The 16669-nt window shown below is 48.6% G+C and carries 13 protein-coding genes and 1 tRNA gene; 8 read left to right on the forward strand and 6 right to left on the reverse strand.

Features of this window, described 5'->3' with window-relative positions:
- The 4 genes from EA408_11995 to EA408_12010 form a co-directional block, all read left to right on the forward strand.
- Positions 1 to 663 (forward strand): gfo/Idh/MocA family oxidoreductase (locus EA408_11995; GenBank protein ID TVR69925.1); only part of this gene is annotated, 663 nt, incomplete at its 5' end.
- Positions 664 to 679: 16 nt separating this feature from the next.
- The gene (locus EA408_12000; protein ID TVR69926.1) at positions 680 to 2068 is read left to right on the forward strand and encodes a glycosyl hydrolase; all 1389 of its coding nucleotides are present in this window, start codon (positions 680 to 682) and stop codon (positions 2066 to 2068) included.
- Between the two features lie 4 nt (positions 2069 to 2072).
- On the forward strand, positions 2073 to 2843 hold the full coding sequence (locus EA408_12005; GenBank protein TVR69935.1) for a 3-ketoacyl-ACP reductase: 771 nt from the start codon (positions 2073 to 2075) through the stop codon (positions 2841 to 2843).
- A 121-nt stretch (positions 2844 to 2964) separates the two neighbouring features.
- Complete coding sequence (locus EA408_12010) at positions 2965 to 4380, forward strand: DASS family sodium-coupled anion symporter (protein TVR69936.1); 1416 nt, start codon at positions 2965 to 2967, stop codon at positions 4378 to 4380.
- 29 nt (positions 4381 to 4409) lie between these two features.
- On the opposite strand, the gene EA408_12015 is transcribed toward EA408_12010, so the two are convergent.
- The 5 genes from EA408_12015 to EA408_12035 form a co-directional block, all read right to left on the reverse strand.
- Complete coding sequence (locus EA408_12015) at positions 4410 to 5321, reverse strand: sugar phosphate isomerase/epimerase (GenBank protein ID TVR69927.1); 912 nt, start codon at positions 5319 to 5321, stop codon at positions 4410 to 4412.
- Between the two features lie 55 nt (positions 5322 to 5376).
- Positions 5377 to 6999 carry a M1 family peptidase gene (locus EA408_12020; GenBank protein TVR69928.1) on the reverse strand — a complete coding sequence of 541 codons (1623 nt, stop codon included), beginning with the start codon at positions 6997 to 6999 and terminating at the stop codon, positions 5377 to 5379.
- 98 nt (positions 7000 to 7097) lie between these two features.
- Positions 7098 to 9395 (reverse strand): TonB-dependent receptor, encoded by a 2298-nt coding sequence (locus tag EA408_12025; GenBank protein TVR69929.1) that lies wholly within the window; start codon positions 9393 to 9395, stop codon positions 7098 to 7100.
- A 103-nt stretch (positions 9396 to 9498) separates the two neighbouring features.
- Positions 9499 to 10791, reverse strand: coding sequence for a hypothetical protein (locus EA408_12030; protein TVR69930.1), 1293 nt, complete (start codon positions 10789 to 10791; stop codon positions 9499 to 9501).
- A 161-nt stretch (positions 10792 to 10952) separates the two neighbouring features.
- Complete coding sequence (locus tag EA408_12035) at positions 10953 to 11657, reverse strand: cytidylate kinase-like family protein (GenBank protein TVR69931.1); 705 nt, start codon at positions 11655 to 11657, stop codon at positions 10953 to 10955.
- A 177-nt stretch (positions 11658 to 11834) separates the two neighbouring features.
- Between EA408_12035 and EA408_12040 the strand changes: the two genes are divergently transcribed.
- From EA408_12040 to EA408_12050, 3 genes are all read left to right on the forward strand, one after another.
- Complete coding sequence (locus EA408_12040) at positions 11835 to 12833, forward strand: anion permease (GenBank protein TVR69937.1); 999 nt, start codon at positions 11835 to 11837, stop codon at positions 12831 to 12833.
- A gap of 125 nt (positions 12834 to 12958) precedes the next feature.
- Positions 12959 to 14026, forward strand: coding sequence for an endolytic transglycosylase MltG (mltG, locus tag EA408_12045; GenBank protein ID TVR69932.1), 1068 nt, complete (start codon positions 12959 to 12961; stop codon positions 14024 to 14026).
- Between the two features lie 47 nt (positions 14027 to 14073).
- Entirely contained in the window at positions 14074 to 15498 is a 1425-nt protein-coding gene (locus EA408_12050; protein TVR69933.1) for a phosphoglucomutase/phosphomannomutase family protein, read from the forward strand.
- A gap of 5 nt (positions 15499 to 15503) precedes the next feature.
- Here EA408_12050 and EA408_12055 read toward each other — a convergent pair whose 3' ends face one another.
- A complete protein-coding gene (locus EA408_12055; GenBank protein ID TVR69934.1) occupies positions 15504 to 16514 on the reverse strand; it encodes a UDP-N-acetylmuramate dehydrogenase in 1011 nt (336 codons plus the stop codon).
- A gap of 80 nt (positions 16515 to 16594) precedes the next feature.
- Between EA408_12055 and EA408_12060 the strand changes: the two genes are divergently transcribed.
- Positions 16595 to 16668, forward strand: a tRNA-Arg gene (locus EA408_12060).
- The last annotated feature ends 1 nt before the right edge of the window (position 16669 follow it).

Consider the following 16669-nt stretch of genomic DNA (forward strand, 5'->3'; position numbering starts at 1 on the left):
GTAAAGGCTGATTTCGGGTACTGGGTGTTTGAAGGCGATACCATACCCCCGCAGCGGCCTTCCTGGAACTACAGGAAAGAAGATGGAGGCGGTATCATTCTTGATATGTTCTGCCACTGGAGGTACATGCTCGACAACCTGTTCGGAAGTGTTAAGTCGCTTACCTGCCTTGGTGCAACACAAATCGGCGAAAGGTATGATGAGGAGGGAAAGGCCTACAGGGCCACCGCCGATGATGCAGCCTATGCCATTTTCGAACTGGAGAACGGGATAGTTGTACAGATCAACTCATCATGGGCCACCCGGGTCCGCCGTGATGACCTGCTCACAATCCAGGTTGACGGCACAAAGGGTTCGGCCGTGGCAGGCCTTAGGGAGGTCTGGATACAGTCAGCCCATGCCACACCCCGGCCTGTATGGAACCCCGACATCGATAATCCGGTGGACTACAGAGAGGGGTGGACCAGGATGCCTTCTTACGGTGAATTTGACAATGCTTTTAAGATCCAGTGGGAACTTTTTCTGAGGCATATTGCCGGGGATGGGCCTTTCAGGTGGGACCTGCTGGAGGCTGCAAAAGGTGTGCAGCTAGCCGAGCTCGCCCTTGAAGCATGGGGAAGACGGGTATGGGCAGATGTTCCGGATCTGAAACAGATGGTTTAATAAAAATGTTATTTCTATGCAAATCAATCATGAAATAAAGCCTGCCGATCTGAAAAAAAAGCTTCAGGGCCTGTGGGAACTGAGTGCCGGAAAAATAAAACTCATAAGGAAGGAGTACGATACGGAGCAGGGCTCTCCGGTATTCACCCGAAACGGCAAATATACCACTATGGGATGGACCGAGTGGACACAGGGATTCCAGTTTGGCGGTGAGATACTGCAGTTTGATGCCACCGGTGAAGAGGAGTTCCTTGATCTGGGCAGAAAAGCCACGCTTGAGCTTATGGCCCCGCACATAACCCATGTAGGGGTGCATGATCACGGCTTTAACAATATCAGCACCTATGGTGCGCTTAGAAGGCTATGTTCGGAGGGAAGAATTGAATCCTGCGAATGGGAAAAGTCATTTTATGATCTGGCCATAAAATCGTCAGGCGCGGTGCAGGCAGTGAGGTGGACAGGAACGCCCGGGGGAGGCGGATTTGTATACTCCTTCAATGGTCCGCACTCCCTCTTTGTCGACACCATCAGGTCTATGAGGGCGCTCGCCGCGGCTCACCTGCTGGGGCACTCACTTTTTGCCGAGAATGACGTCAGGATATCACTGCTCGAAAGAATGATAATGCATATAGATGCTACTGCCAGATACAGCGTATATTATGGAGAGGGCCGGGATGCCTGGGATATTTGGGGGAGGACAGTACACGAAGCCATATTCAATGTGAATGACGGCAGGTTCAGGTGTCCCTCATCACAGCAGGGGTTTTCGCCCTTTACCACGTGGACGCGGGGACTTGCATGGGCTGTTTGTGGTTTTGCCGAGCAGCTTGAATTCCTGGAAGTCCTGGATGACCATGAACTCGAGCCGGTGGGAGGAAGGCAGCATATAGAAAATGTTATGCTGCGAGCTGCCCGGGCCACATCCGATTTTTACATAGCGAATACATCGGCCGACGGGATCCCATACTGGGATACAGGGGCGCCCCTGCTTTACAGGCTGGGGGATTATACTTCAGTAAAAGCCGACCCATTCAATGAATACGAGCCGGTCGACAGCTCTGCTGCTGCAATAGCGGGCCAGGGACTGCTGAGACTTGGACGTTATCTTGAAAAACGTGGACAGGAGGAGGATGGCGGACGCTATTTCCGGGCCGGCCTGACCGTGGCAAAAACATTGCTCGATGATCCCTATATCAGCAGGGACAACGGGCACCAGGGCCTTCTGCTGCACTCCGTCTACCACCGTCCCAACGGGTGGGACAATATTCCGGCAGGCAGGAAAATACCGTGCGGCGAATCATCCATGTGGGGGGACTACCACCTGCGTGAGCTGGCTCTCTACCTGTTGCGTATCATAGATAACGGACCCTATTACACCTTTTTCAGGGGCATTGATAAAAACTGAAATTATGGCAAAAACAGCACTTGTTACAGGTGGCACCAGGGGGATCGGACTGGCTATAGCTAACGGACTGGCAGATAAAGGGTATGATGTTGCAGTCAATGGGGTAAGGGATGAGGACCTTGTGGCTGGTATACTTGACAAGATCAGGGCAATAGGTGTCCGGGTCCTTTACTGCAGGGGCGATGTGGGCACACCCGAGGGAAGGATGTCGGTCGTTGACAAACTAAAAAGGGAGTTCGGGGCTGTCAACCTGCTGGTGAACAATGCGGGGGTGGCACCGCTCGATAGGATGGATGCACTGACCGTTACCGAGGAGAGTTACGAAAGGGTGATGCGCATCAACCTGAAGGGGCCTTTCTTCCTGACACGGGATGTTGCCGGTATGATGGTTGAAAAGCGTGGAACTGACAGTTCGTTCAGCGGGATGGTAATAAACATAGGTTCCATATCTGCCACGGTGGTCTCTCCCAACCGGGCCGAGTACTGTATATCCAAAGCAGGTTTTGCCATGCACAGCAGTATCTGGGCAGCCAGGCTTGCCGAATACGGAATCCCGGTTTATGAGGTGAGGCCCGGTGTGATAAGGACCGATATGACCTCGGGTGTTACCGGGAAATATGACAAGCTCATCGGGGAGGGACTGAATATACAACCCCGGTGGGGAACACCTGAGGATGTTGCCCTGGCAGTGGTCTCCCTGGCTGAAGGGAATTTCCCTTTCTCATCGGGAGGGGTCTTTATGGTTGACGGGGGACTGACTGTCTGCCGTCTGTAGTAGTAATTCAAAATAAATATCATTGGCTGATCCAGAAGATAAACCCGGCAACAATAACCCGGGGAAAGATGATAGCGGTAAGGCGGTGGAAAAATCACCTTTTCTGAAAAGGTTTGCCGGAATGGGAGCGGGGTTGTTGCTCTTCCTTGTGATGATTGTCGCACACCCTCCTGAGGGACTGAGCCAGGAAGGCTGGTATACGGCAGCAATAGCCGTTCTTATGGCTGTTTGGTGGGTAAGCGAGGCCATACCGATTCCCGCCACTGCACTGATACCCCTTGTACTTTTTCCGATGTTCGGGATCTCCTCTGTTAGCGTGGCAGCGACACCATATGCCAACCCGATGATATTTCTCTTTATGGGAGGATTCATGCTTGCCATAGGGATGCAGGAATGGGGACTGCACAGGCGGATAGCCCTTAATATTATCGGGCTTATCGGCTCCAGGCCCCGGAGCATAATTTTCGGGTTTATGGTCTCCACGGCCGTCATAAGCATGTGGGTCAGCAACACGGCTGCCACCATGATGATGCTGCCTATTGCTCTTTCGGTAATTGAACTGACCAGGAACAGTGAAAACAGCATTTATGACAGGCGCCAGTATGATAATTTTGCAGTGGCGCTCATGCTTTCCATCGCATATTCGGCTAATGTCGGGGGACTTGGAACGGTGATAGGCACTCCTACAAATGCGCTGCTGATAGGGTTTGTCAATGAATCATATGGTGTGGTGATATCATTCATGGAGTGGATGCTCATAGGAATACCCGTGGTAGTGCTGGGATTGCCACTGATCTTTTTTTCGCTCACCTATATCACCTTTCCGGTCCGTTTCAAAAGCCTTCCCGGCGGAAGAGAGTATATACGCAATGAGGTCAGGGGCCTGGGACGATTCAGCACTGGAGAGACCATGGTTGCAATAATTTTCGGTTTCGTGGCCTTTTTATGGATGACAAGGCCCCTGGTCGAACCATGGATGCCGGGATTAACCGATGCCGGAATTGCCATTTTCGGCGCACTCCTTCTTTTCCTGGTACCCCTGAACTTCAGAACCGGCCAACCCCTGCTTACCTGGAAGGCTGCTTCCAGGCTGCCATGGGGCATCCTGATCTTGTTTGGCGGGGGACTTACACTGGCAGGCGCCATTCAGCGTACCGGACTTGCAGAATGGATTGGCGGCTATTTCGTGGGACTTGATGGATTGCCGTTTATTGCAGTAATTTTTATTGTTACATTCGTTGTTATCCTCTTTACAAACCTGGCCAGCAATTCGGCAACCACGGCAGCCTTTCTGCCCGTCATGGGCTCTGTTGCCATAGGCATGGGCGAAGACCCGCTCCAGCTGGCTATTCCTGTTGCTGTTGCAGCGAGCTGCGTCTTTATGTTCCCGGTGGGAACGCCGCCTAATGCCATTGTTTACGGAAGCGGAAAAATTACTATTCCGCAGATGGTGAAGGCAGGGGCCTGGCTCAACCTGGTTTTTGTATTGCTGATAACCCTTCTTACCAGGTATTTGTTCCAGTATTTCATTGCCTGACAAACCGGGTGGCCGTATAAACCGGATTTTTACAGCTGGTCAGTGACAGTGAATAATAGCCAGTCATCATCGCTGATGCTGATAATGTATTCCCTGCTTTTGGGCACTCTTTCAATTACATCCGGACTCTCATCTTCAATGTAGTAGTACTCAATATTGGTGTTTTGTGCGGCTTTCAGCACCGCCGGCCAATTGACCTGGCCTGTTCCCAGAACAACATCATTTTCCCTGGGTGTGCTTCCCGACAGGTCACCTGTAACTCCCTTGCGGAGGTCCTTAAGGTGCATCAGCCTGAACCGGTCGGGATACCTTTCAAGAAGCTCAACCGGATCCTGCCCGGGATGCACTGTCCACATAACGTCCATCTGAAAGCTTACATATTGGGGATTGGTGTTCTGAACTATATAATCAAACAGTGTAAGGTCATCTTTCCAGGGCCAGAATTCAAAGCCGTGGTTGTGATAGCAGAAATGGATACCCTGCCCGTAAAGATACTCTCCTGCACGGTTGAAATCAGCCACCGCCCTCTGTGCATCTTCAATAGTGAACTCAGGCCTTTCAAAGGGAATCGTAGCCACCCTTACGTATTTTGCCCCGAGAATTTCGGCCTCACGTGCCACCGCTTCAATATCATCAATAATCCTGTTGTATCCAACGCCGTAGGATGTGCATACCATATCCCTCTTATCGAGAAGCGCTCTCATTTCTTCTGCTGTCTTTCCGAAAAGGTTTGAAAACTCTATATTGGTAATACCCATCTCCTTTATCATGTCGAGGGTGCCCGGCACATCTTCTGAAAACTGGTCTCTGAAGGTGAAAGAAACGACTCCCGGGTCTGGCACAAGGACTCCTTTGTCAGTCCCTGCACATGAAGTGCCAAAGATCACCGGAAAGCAAATAAATACCAGAAATAACCTGCTGAAAATCTCTTTTGTCTGCATCTTGTTGTATTTTAAATTAGTTGTTCAATTGTGCATTACTATTGCGAATACCGGGTTATATCAGTTCATACAGCAGCCAGGTATCGGGGTCGAGAATTATCCTGGCCGGCTCGGAGGGCATGTCTATTACAAACTCATGCCTTCTGAAGATGATATCGAAGGTGTGGTCCTGCTCACTGCCGTCTTCAAAAACAAACCTTATATCGAGCGGAAATGTGAATGCCATCTTGTGCTGCTGGGTCTGTACCAGTTCCATGGTGAGCCGTCCGTTGCTGAATGAGGTATTTTTTGAGAGTACCGGATGTCCGGCAGAATAGAGCCAGTCATCAAAAAACTCTTCCAGGTCGGTGCCGGAAACCTCTTCCATTACATTCATGAACTTTTCAGTGCAGGCATGCCCTATCTGGTAAGCTTTATAGAACTGAGCGATGCCTTCAAGGAGAAGCTCGTCACCGATCTTCCTCCTGAGCATATGCAGGACCCAGGATCCTTTCTGGTAGGAGTTCGGGTTCAGCATATCGGTCAGCTTTCCGGGGTGGTGGTCGACAACCGGAGCCAGCCTGGTATTTGCAAAACCGGTCACCCTTTGCCGGTGGCTCTGCATCCTTTCCCTGAGTGCCTGTTCGCCATGCTTCTGCATGTAGTACCAGTCCGTCAGCCAGGTAGCCAGTCCCTCACTCAGCCAGAGGTGAGGCCAGTCGGTTTCCGACAGTGAATTACCGAACCACTGGTGGGCCATCTCATGTACGATCAGGTATTCCAAATCTCTCTCCCCAGCCACAGCTGCCTCATGGTAGAATATGTTGCCTGCATTCTCCATGCCTCCGTAGCGGGTGGTGGACTGCACATTGGCAACCTTTTCGAACGGGTATGGCCCCAGCAGGTCAGTGAAGAAACGAAGAATTCCGGGTGTGGCCGAAAATGATGCAAAACCTTCACATGCATTCTGGGGGTAAACCCAGTTACTGTAAGGTATAGTGTCAATGTATCCGTTGTATTCCACCGCAAAGGGAGCGGCTCCGAAGACCATGACTTTCGTCGGAACCGGAACGGAAGAGGACCAGTAGTGTGCCGTTCTGTTCCCCGGAAGGTTAATTCTCTTCTGAAGCAGTCCTGTTGCTATCACTTGATAATGAGATGGTGCGGTTATGGTAAAGTCCACTTCTGCCCTGGATGAGGGATGGTCGATGCAGGGGAACCACTGGTGTGCGCGGTTGGGCCAGTTATCGGCGAAAAAGGTTCTGTCGCCGTACATGTTGGTCGATATAATAAGACCGTCATCCACTATGCCATTGTAGTACACCCGGTATTTTGCAGTTACAGTTGTATCGGTGGCCGGAGCAGGCAAAACCAGCCTGTCTGCTTCATGAGTGAACCCTGCACGTGTGCCATCTTTGAGTACGCTGTCGACAGTCATCCCGGCGCCATCGCTGTTTACCGATACCAGGTCGAGAATGATCTCGGATGCCTCGCCTCCGGTTATGACCCGGATGCCAGCATTACCGGTGATATGGCTGGTGGTGTCGTTGACCTCAATCGCTACGGAGTATTTAACAACATTGTATGCTCCGGTGTGAGAGGGCTGACCCGGCACCATTGCGGTTAATGCTGCAAGGATGGTTGCCGTGATCAGGCGGAATGCGAATACTGCTGTCAGGCCCAGTAACTTATGAGGCATAGCGGTCAGTTTTTTCTGTGATTAAGCTGAAGGGTTACTGTGCAAATATAACACAGGAGAGGAATTTATCCGAATATATTGTATACAGATGTTCCTTATCAGTTGAAAACGTAGCTGACCTTTACACCTGCCGAATAGTTCCTGGGATCGCCGGGATAGTAGTAACGAGGGGGACGGTTATTGAAAACCGGGGCATTGACAAGGATCATTGATGCGTAGCTGCGGTTGAAGATGTTGCCTGAAGATATCCAGGCTTCGCCCCTCAGGTTGAACGGGAACCTGTGCCTGTAGCCGGCTGTGGCACCTGCAAGGAAATACCTGTCTGACCAGAGGCTGTTCAGGTCATTCATCGGCATGGCGCCTACTGAACGAAGATTGACCAGTGCATACAGTCCCCCATTCAGGGCCCCGTAAAATCCGGCATTGAATACGGTCCCGGGTATGCCGGGAAGATAGTTGCCGGAGTAGTCAATTCCGTCGTCAACAAAATCTGTGAAGATGAAATTGTTGACAGTCATGTTCGGACTTACGGTCAGCCGCACGGGTTGCCACCAGCCGGCAGCTGCGCCTTCATCCCTCCTGATAATCTCAAGTTGCAGCTCCGCCTCCAGTCCCCTGTGCAGTGACTCACCCGCATTCTTCCCCACCCAGGCATCTTCGGCCACCCTTTCGGCTACGAGCAGGTCAGAAACCCTCATGCTATAAATGTTTATATCATAGAAAAACGTATGATTAAGGAGGTTGCCCCGTACTCCCCCCTCGATGTTCCAGCTTCTCTCCGGCTTGATACCCGGGTTTATAAACCCTTCAGGCGTTAGGGTCTCTGCAAGGGAAGGAGGGGAGAACCCGTGGCTTATAGTCAGGAAGAGGGAGTTACTCATGAAATAGCGGTAGTTTGCACTTATTCTGGGTGAGACTATATTGCCGTAGCTGTATCTGCCGGACTGGTCATTGTGCGCCTGGTTAAACAGGTCGCTGTAGTCGGTTTTGCTTGAATTGATATTTAGACCGGATGAAATTCTCAGCCGGTGAAGATCGATATCGGCCTGTGCAAAAACGTTGTAGTAGGATATAAGCTCCCTGTTATCACTTATGAGGCCTCCTTTCTCACCAATTCCCCCGATATTCTCATAGGATCTGTATCCGTATTGTTCAAAAAAGAGCTCGCCGCCGCCCAGAACCTGCCACGATCCGGAAGGAAGTCTGCCGTCATATACCAGTTTAAGCCGGCTGCCAACTGATGCCCTCTCTTCGTAAAGGACATCGAATGGCCTCAGTTCATTCTCGTCGTAAATTGTGCTGAAAAGGCTGAAGCCCGCGTTCAGCGAACCGGCTATGCGGTAGTCCGCCGACACCCCCGCAAGCAGCTTGTCGTAATCTTCGTAACCTCTTGTACGCAGCCAGTTTTGCGCCGCAGCCGAAGGGTCAGTAACAAATGTTGTGCTGTCTACGGAGCTTGGGATATGTGCCTTTAAGCTTGTGTACACCATCAGGAAAGTTATATCAGGCCCCTTTTCAGGCATTGCCCGGCCCACAATGCTTAGTCCGTTACGCCGGTACTCGTTATTCTGGCGGTACCCGTTGCTCTGTGTATGGTTGTACTGCAGGTTGATCCCATATATTTCATTGCCGGTATTGAAGCCCAGGGAGTTCCTGTAGAGGTCCCATGATCCGGTATGGAAACTGTTGGATATGCCTGACGGGAGCAATGCCGGATCCTTTGCCCTGAGTATGACCGTGCCTCCGAGTCCTGCACCGTAAACACTGGTTGCAGGACCTTTTATTATCTCAGTCCGTTCGATCAGTGACGGGTCTATATCTTCTATAATGCTTATGCCCGAACCGTTAGTCAGCGGTATATTGTTGAGATATGCCCGTACCTTGCCTGTTGCATAGGGCACGCGTGCACCAATTCCCCTAATCGTAATTCTGCTTGTATTAAGAGCTCCCGAATGTGCAAACACACCAGGTGCATGATTTATTACCGGCACGACTGTAACCGGGTTCTCCCTCTCTATGCGCGCGCCCTGAATAAGAGTGATCGATCCGGGCACGTCAACCAGTCTTCTGGACCTGTTAAAGGCCTCCACCACTACCTCTTCCAGCTCATATTTGTCAGGTACGAGAGTAAAAAAAAGGGTATCGCCGGTATCTGTAAGTACCACGTATTTTGCATGGTACCCCACGGCGCTTATTGTAGCTGTGCCTGTCTGCACGGTATGGAAAAAACCATCATGATCGCAGGCCGTCCCGCCTGCGTTTTCCCGGAATACTATTGCAGCACCGGGAACAGGCTTTCCGGTTACCCTATCGGTTATCCTGCCGGTTACCTGTGAGACTGAGTGATAGCTGACTGACAGAAGCAGAAGAATTACCGCCTTATATCTTGCCGACATCTTTTATAAAACAGAGTTTTTTGTAGAAATGATACGGAGACATTATGTCTCCTGTAAAATATAACAAGGAACAGATAAAAAGGTTTTGTGCGGTCCCGTACGGTTACTGAAAAAATTGTTCTTCCCTGATCCTTTTTACCCTTGCCTGTGCATAATCCATGAGAGACAGAAGCTCATTTCCCGGATCAGCGAATGCTGATACAATTTCTATGAACATTGAGTAGAATTCAAGGGCATCATCGTGCCGGTCAAGGTGGTTATCAAAGGTGTATGCAAGTCCGTAATGAAGATAAGGGTTGTTGCCATCATGATGCATAGCCGAGTTGTAAGCATCGGCCATCTTCTCCCATGAGCCTTCCAGCCTGTATGAATCGACCAGGTTCAGGTACGTGTCGATTATGGATTTTGTATCGGGTTTGAGTACCTCAAGTGCATTTAAAAAGTATATTTCACTTATTTCATAATCCTTAAGCTGCATATATATTCTTCCCAGGTAAGTGTAAAGCCTGTGATCATTTACATTTGCGGTGATAACCTGTTCCAGGTAATCACGGGCCTTCTCATAATTTTTCATCAGGTAGTGGCTGATACCCAGATATTGATATACCATTATTGATTCGTTCCCGTTCTCTTCAGCCTGGTTCAGCCTTATGATAGCTGATGAGTACCTGCCAAGTGCATAATTAAAGAATCCACTCCAGAAAAGAAGCTCAGCATGCGAACCATCGACAGAAAGACCTGCTTCTGCAATATCGAGTCCGCCCTGAAAATCTTTCATCCTTGCAAAAAGACTTGCCAGGGCAAGGTTAATTGAAAGATCGCTGTTGTTCATTGAATGTGCTCTTCTGTAGTACCTGACAGCCTGAAGCTCGTTGCCCGACCGCCTGTAGCAATCGGCTATGCTTTTTACAAAACCCGGGTTTCCCGGTTCCATCGCGTGCAGTTGAAGGTATATTTCCAGGGCTGCCCTGGGCTCATTGTCTCTCATATGAATTGCTGCCATCTGAATATATGGCATTAACAGTGTTGAATCCTGCCTGATCATTTCGGCGTAGATCTCCCGGGCTCTGGCAGACTGCCGTAATGAGGCGTATACCGAGGCAAGGGCGCCTGCAATCTGCCTGTCGGTGCTGTCCAGTCCCTGTGCCCGTGTCAGGTAGTAGAGCGCACTGTCCTGTCTCATCATTCTGTTGTGCGCAATACCCCCCAGGTACCAGAGGTCCTTGTCATTATAATCTGTTTTCTGCATGGAGTAAATGATACTCAGGGCTTCATCGTAAGATTCACCGGCAATGAGGGCCCTTACTGAAGGAATATCCCCTGAATGCATAACAGCCGGCTGTAAGTTGTATGGTATTGCCAGCATAACAAGTGAAAAAAGAATTGATCTGTTCATAACCGTCAATATTAATTATTCAAATATAACTAATATATTAGTTGCAGCAAAATATTTACAAGCATTCTGGGCTTGAAAATATATCACGCTGGCACAGCAGATATGTTTTAGTATATCTGCTGCAGTAATATTCTGGCAGAAGATGTGGCGGGTCAAGTTTATCAGATAAGCTTTTTGGTTTCCATCATTTTAATGATGGCCTCAATTATCTCTTTTTCTGTTAGTGACATACGGTTAAAAGTGACGTCAAACCATGTATAGTCGGTATTCCGCCCTTCAAATGACTCCCTGAACCGCTGTCTCTTTTTATCCATCTCAATTACTGATTTTCTGGCTTCAGCAAAAGAGAGGTCATATCTTTCGCTGATCATAAGGCTTCGCCATTCCAGAGGTGCTTCAAGGCTAATATGAAGGGATTTCATTATCTCCTTGGTAAGAACAACACCTGCACGACCAACTATAATAATATTACCCTCTGACGCAACGGCACGGAGAACATCGGCAATTGTTTTTCTGATCTTCCTGTCGCTTTTATAATATTTATTTGCGTAGGAAGCAAAAATGTCGCCCAGTGCATTTCGTTCCTGGTATTTGAAAACATATGCAATCTCCGAAGGTTTAACATCCAGTTCCCTTGCAGCTTTTTCAAGGAGTTCCTTGTTAATATAGTCCCACTCCTTCCTCTTTTTCTGGTCGGCTGTCCGCTTATTCAGCTCTTCTACCAGTTTTTCTGACAATCTTCTTGCCGAGCAACCGCTTTGTCTTGAGATGGTGATTACGGGACCGGGCTCCTTGGGGACAACAACATCTGTACCTTCGGAATGCTGCAGCCTCCGGTTCAGGTAATTAAAAAGTATATCGGACATTTTGTAGAGGTTTCAGGTCATACTTATGATTATTATAGCATCCTAATATACAAAATTCCTGTTAAAACAGGTATTTTTTTTATATTTACCTTGCGTTTTTGCAGGCAGAGATTATTTGTTCAGTTTGTCAAAATTAAGGATTTGTACAGCGAATTATTACTACCACTTATCGCGGCAATGTTTCTTGCTGTAAACATGGGAGCAAGCGGAACCGCTCCATCGTTCTCTGCCGCCTATGGGGCAAATATCATCAAAAGACTTGCTATTCCCGGGGTTTTCGGGTTGTTTGTGCTACTGGGGGCAATAGTTGCCGGCAAGCAGGTTGGCGTCACAATGGGCCGGGAGCTTATCCCTCAGGAGATGCTTACCCCTGACATACTTACCATCGTACTTTTCTCAGTTGGTATTACGCTGCTGATATCCAATTATCTGGCTGTACCGCAATCCACCAGTCAGGCAACGGTTTTTGCCATTTCCGGTCCCGCTATCTTCTACCAGCAGCTTAATTCACCCAAGCTGCTGTATGAAATTATTCCCACCTGGTTTATTCTGCCGGTCGTATCCTTTGTTGTCACCCTTCTCATTGGAAAGCTCCTTTACCGGAGGATAAGGGATTCCAAGGACATAGACTACGAGAAGATATCGAACCACTTTCTTCTCAAGGGGCTGGTATTTGTTTCATCCTGCTACGTTGCTTTTGCCATAGGGGCAAACAACGTTGCAAATGCCTCAGGTCCCATAGCTTCCATGGTACTTAATGAGTTGGGTATTGATGCCGGCAGTGAGGATAACTTTATTGTTATAATAACAGTCACAACCCTGATCATTGCGCCCTGTTTTGCCATAGGCAGTTCGCTGTTTGGTTACCGGTTACTCCATTCAACCGGCAAGGGAATAGTTGAATTCGGACTTGTAGGCGCGTCACTGATCTCCATTGTAACAGCTACATTGCTGCTGCTTGCATCAATAACCAGGGGCATACCTACTTCCCTGGTCCAGTTGAATACTTTTGCCATAATTGCAGTGGGCATATCAAAAATGGGCTGGAAGAAGGTCATAGTGTCGCGGACTGTGCAAAAATTCTGGATTGTCTGGATAATTGCTCCCCTGCTGTCTCTTGCGCTTTCATATACCTTTACAGCACTTGCACATCACTATGGTATCATCTTTTTCTGAGGCTGTGCCTTAATATGAAGTTACCGGCTCATGGACATGCTGTTTTTGCTTGCTGCCCCAAAACATTTTTATCTGAAAAACGTTTTTTGTATTAATTTTGGGGCCTCAATCTGTTAAGAACAAAAATGAGCAGGAAAACAAAAACCGTAAAGAGACCGCTTTTCAAGAGGGTACTGGTAATTATGTCACTGCTGGTACTTCTGGCCGGTGCAGGATCTGCATATCTCCTCTGGCATACCGTCTTCAGGCCAAATGTGACCACCGGCGAAGCCGAATATGCGTTTCTGAACATACCCACAGGATCAGATATGGATGTGGTACTCGATATGCTTGAAGAAAACAGTTTTATTGTGAACCGGGCAACTCTTGAGTGGGTCGCCGGGAGGAAGAACTACAGGAATAATGTAAACCCCGGGCGTTATCGGCTGACCAGCGGGATGAACAATAATGATCTGGTAAACATGCTGCGGTCCGGAACCCAGGTGCCGGTTAACCTGGTCTTTATCAGTCACCGTACCATCGAGGAGATAGCTTCTGTGGTAGGCCGCCAGATTGAAGCAGACTCTACCGCTATTGTTGAGCTTGTACGTGACAGTGAATTTATTGCTTCTATCGGGTTTGACGGGGCAACCATTCCCGGTCTCTTTATTCCTAACACATACCAGGTATACTGGAACACTTCTGCTGAGCAGTTTTTGCAACGGATGAGAAGGGAGTACGATCGCTTCTGGAGCGGTGAACGTGATGAAAAAAGAGAAGAGACCGGACTTGACAGATCAGGGGTAAGCACCCTTGCATCCATTATCAGTGAAGAAACTGTTATGGCGGATGAGATGCCTGTGATAGCCGGAGTGTACCTTAACCGGCTGAAAAGGGGTATGCGCCTCCAGGCAGATCCGACGATAAAATACGCCATTGGCGATTTTACCGTCAACCGGATATTACGGGTACACCTTGAAGCCGACTCCCCCTACAATACATATATGTATGGCGGATTGCCGCCGGGTCCTATCACAGTCCCCCCTGTTCAGGCCATAGATGCCGTATTGAACCCACAGAGGCATGATTATCTCTATTTCAGTGCCCGTGAGGATTTTTCCGGATATCACAGATTTGCAAGGACATTGGCGGAACATAACCGGAATGCCAGGCTGTACCGGAATGCTTTAAATCAAAGGGGTGTTTTTCGCTGATTTTTTTATCTTTATTCTAAAATTGGTGAAAACGCAAAATTGAAATAATGGATAATATAAGATTTGGAACAGACGGCTGGCGATCTGTTATAGCCGATGGTTTTACCGTAGGCAATGTTGCAAGGATATCACGTGGCACGGCAAGGTGGCTTATAAACCAGGAAAAGGAGAAGGACGCATCCGTGGTTATCGGGTACGATACCCGGTTCGGAGGTAAGATGTTTGCGGAGACTGCTGCCAAGATATTCGCGCATAGCGGTATCAGGGTATACCTGGCAGACCCTTTTGTAACCACTCCAATGGTATCATATGGTGTAATAAAAAGGAATGCCTCCCTGGGAGTTGTGATAACGGCAAGTCATAATCCCTACCATTATAATGGTTTCAAGGTCAAGGGACCTTATGGGGGACCCTTGCCTGAACAGGATACCAGGACCATTGAAACACTCATCCCTGAACTTAATGAGATACATCTCGAATCTCTCCATTTTGACGAATACCTGGAAAGGAAAATGATAATCCCGGTAAACCTTGAGGATGATTATACTGAACATGTAAGAAATAATTTTGACCTTGAGATGATCGGCAACTCCAGGTTTGCTTTCGCCTATGACGCAATGTATGGCGCCGGCCAGCGGGTAATCAGCCGGCTACTGCCCGGTGTGCATCTTGTCAATTGTGAGCAGGACTATTCCTTCGGGGGAATCCCCCCTGAGCCTCTTGACAAAAACCTGAAAAGGTTTTCCTCCTTTATCAGGAAAAACGGAAAAATAGACAGCGGACTCGCCGTTGACGGCGATGCCGACCGTATTGCGATGTATGACGCGTTTGGCAATTATGTAGACTCCCACAATATTATGCTGCTCCTGATCCATTATTTGCATAAATACAAGGGATATACCGGAAAAGTGGTGACCGGTTTCTCATCCACATCCAAGATTGAGAAGCTGTGTGCCTATTATGGCCTGGAAGTCCAAAGGGTAAAGATCGGGTTCAAGGAGATATGCAGTGTAATGCTCAATGAAAAGGTGCTTTTAGGAGGTGAGGAGTCAGGCGGTATAGGTGTGATATCTCATATGCCCGAGAGGGATGGGATCTGGATGGGGCTTCTTATCTGGCAGTTTATGGTTGAAACCGGAAAATCTGTGAGCGATCTGCTGGAGGAGGTTTATGGCATGACCGGAAAATTTGCTTTTGAGCGGTCTGCCCTGAATATCGGGAAAAAGGCAAAAGCCAAAATAACAGAAAAATGCAGGAATGGTCAGTTCAGTCATTTCGGAAAAAGGAGTGTGCGGAGAACAGAAGATCTGGACGGGTACAAATTCTTTCTGGGTGAAGATGAATGGGTCATGATAAGGGCCTCAGGAACCGAACCTGTTTTGCGGACATATGCGGAGTCGACCAACCGGGAGACCGCACTTGAAATACTCAGGGATGCGGAGAAGGCCATAATGGATGCAGCGGCTGACTGACATCGTCAGACTATATTGACCTCTGGCTCAAGGGTTATGCCGAACTTTTCAAATACCGATTCACTTATTTTGCCGGCGAGCTCTTTTATCTCCATTCCGCTGGCGTTACCATGATTGACCAGGACAAGCGCCTGCTTTTCGTGAATCCCTGCATTACCCACTTTTCTGCCTTTCCAGCCGCACTGCTCAATAAGCCATCCTGCAGGCAGCTTTACCATATTGCCTGGAAGGGTATAGGAAGGCATTGCTTTATGACTCTCACTTATCCGGTCTGCCACATCTGTTCTGACAACGGGGTTCTTAAAAAAGCTTCCGGCATTTCCGGTTATTTTGGGGTCGGGCAGTTTTGAATTCCTTATTTTAATGACCGCGTTCCGGATTGCCCTGATATCAGATACACCTGTTTTCCCTACCTCTTCGTTCAGAGTTCCGTATGTGGTATTGATCTTGTGGAAGTGACTGAGCCGGAAAACCACCGAGGTTATGACTGTCTTGTTCCTGAGGTGGGTTTTGAAAATGCTGCTACGGTATTCAAAGTTGCATTCGGAAGCTGAAGCCGATTTCAAATCAAAGGTTTCCAGGTCAAGATAGTTTACTTTTTCGATGACGTCGCGGACTTCAGCGCCGTACGCCCCGATGTTCTGGATGGGGCTGGATCCAACCGACCCGGGTATGAGTGACAGGTTTTCCACCCCTCCAAGATTGTTTACCACAGCCCACTCCACAAATTCATCCCATATCTCACCGGCTCCAACCTGAACAAGACAGTGTTCCCGGTTATTGTCGATCACCTCAATCCCTTTTAAGGCAGGCTTGACTATGAGCCCGTTAAAATCTTTTGTGAAAAGAATATTGCTGCCCTCTCCAATGATCATGAAGGGGAAGCATTCCCTGTTGTTTTCCAGCAGTGAAACAATTTCTTCTATACTGCCGGGGCTTGAAAAGAAACGCGTTTTAACATCGACTCCAAAAGTGTTGTGGCTTTTAAGAGGATAATTCTCCTTAATACTGTTCATGACGGGGCTTTAAATCCTGGTGTAAAGATAACCAATAAATGCATTTGGTTTTTTTTTGTTAAATTTGCGCTCGATTTGACGGTTCCGTAGCTCAGTTGGATAGAGCAACAGCCTTCTAAGCTGTGGGTCCCAGGTTCGAATCCTGGCGGAATCAC

It is taken from the genome of Marinilabiliales bacterium (genome assembly GCA_007695015.1).
In the GTDB taxonomy this organism is placed as follows: Bacteria; Bacteroidota; Bacteroidia; order Bacteroidales; family PUMT01; genus PXAP01.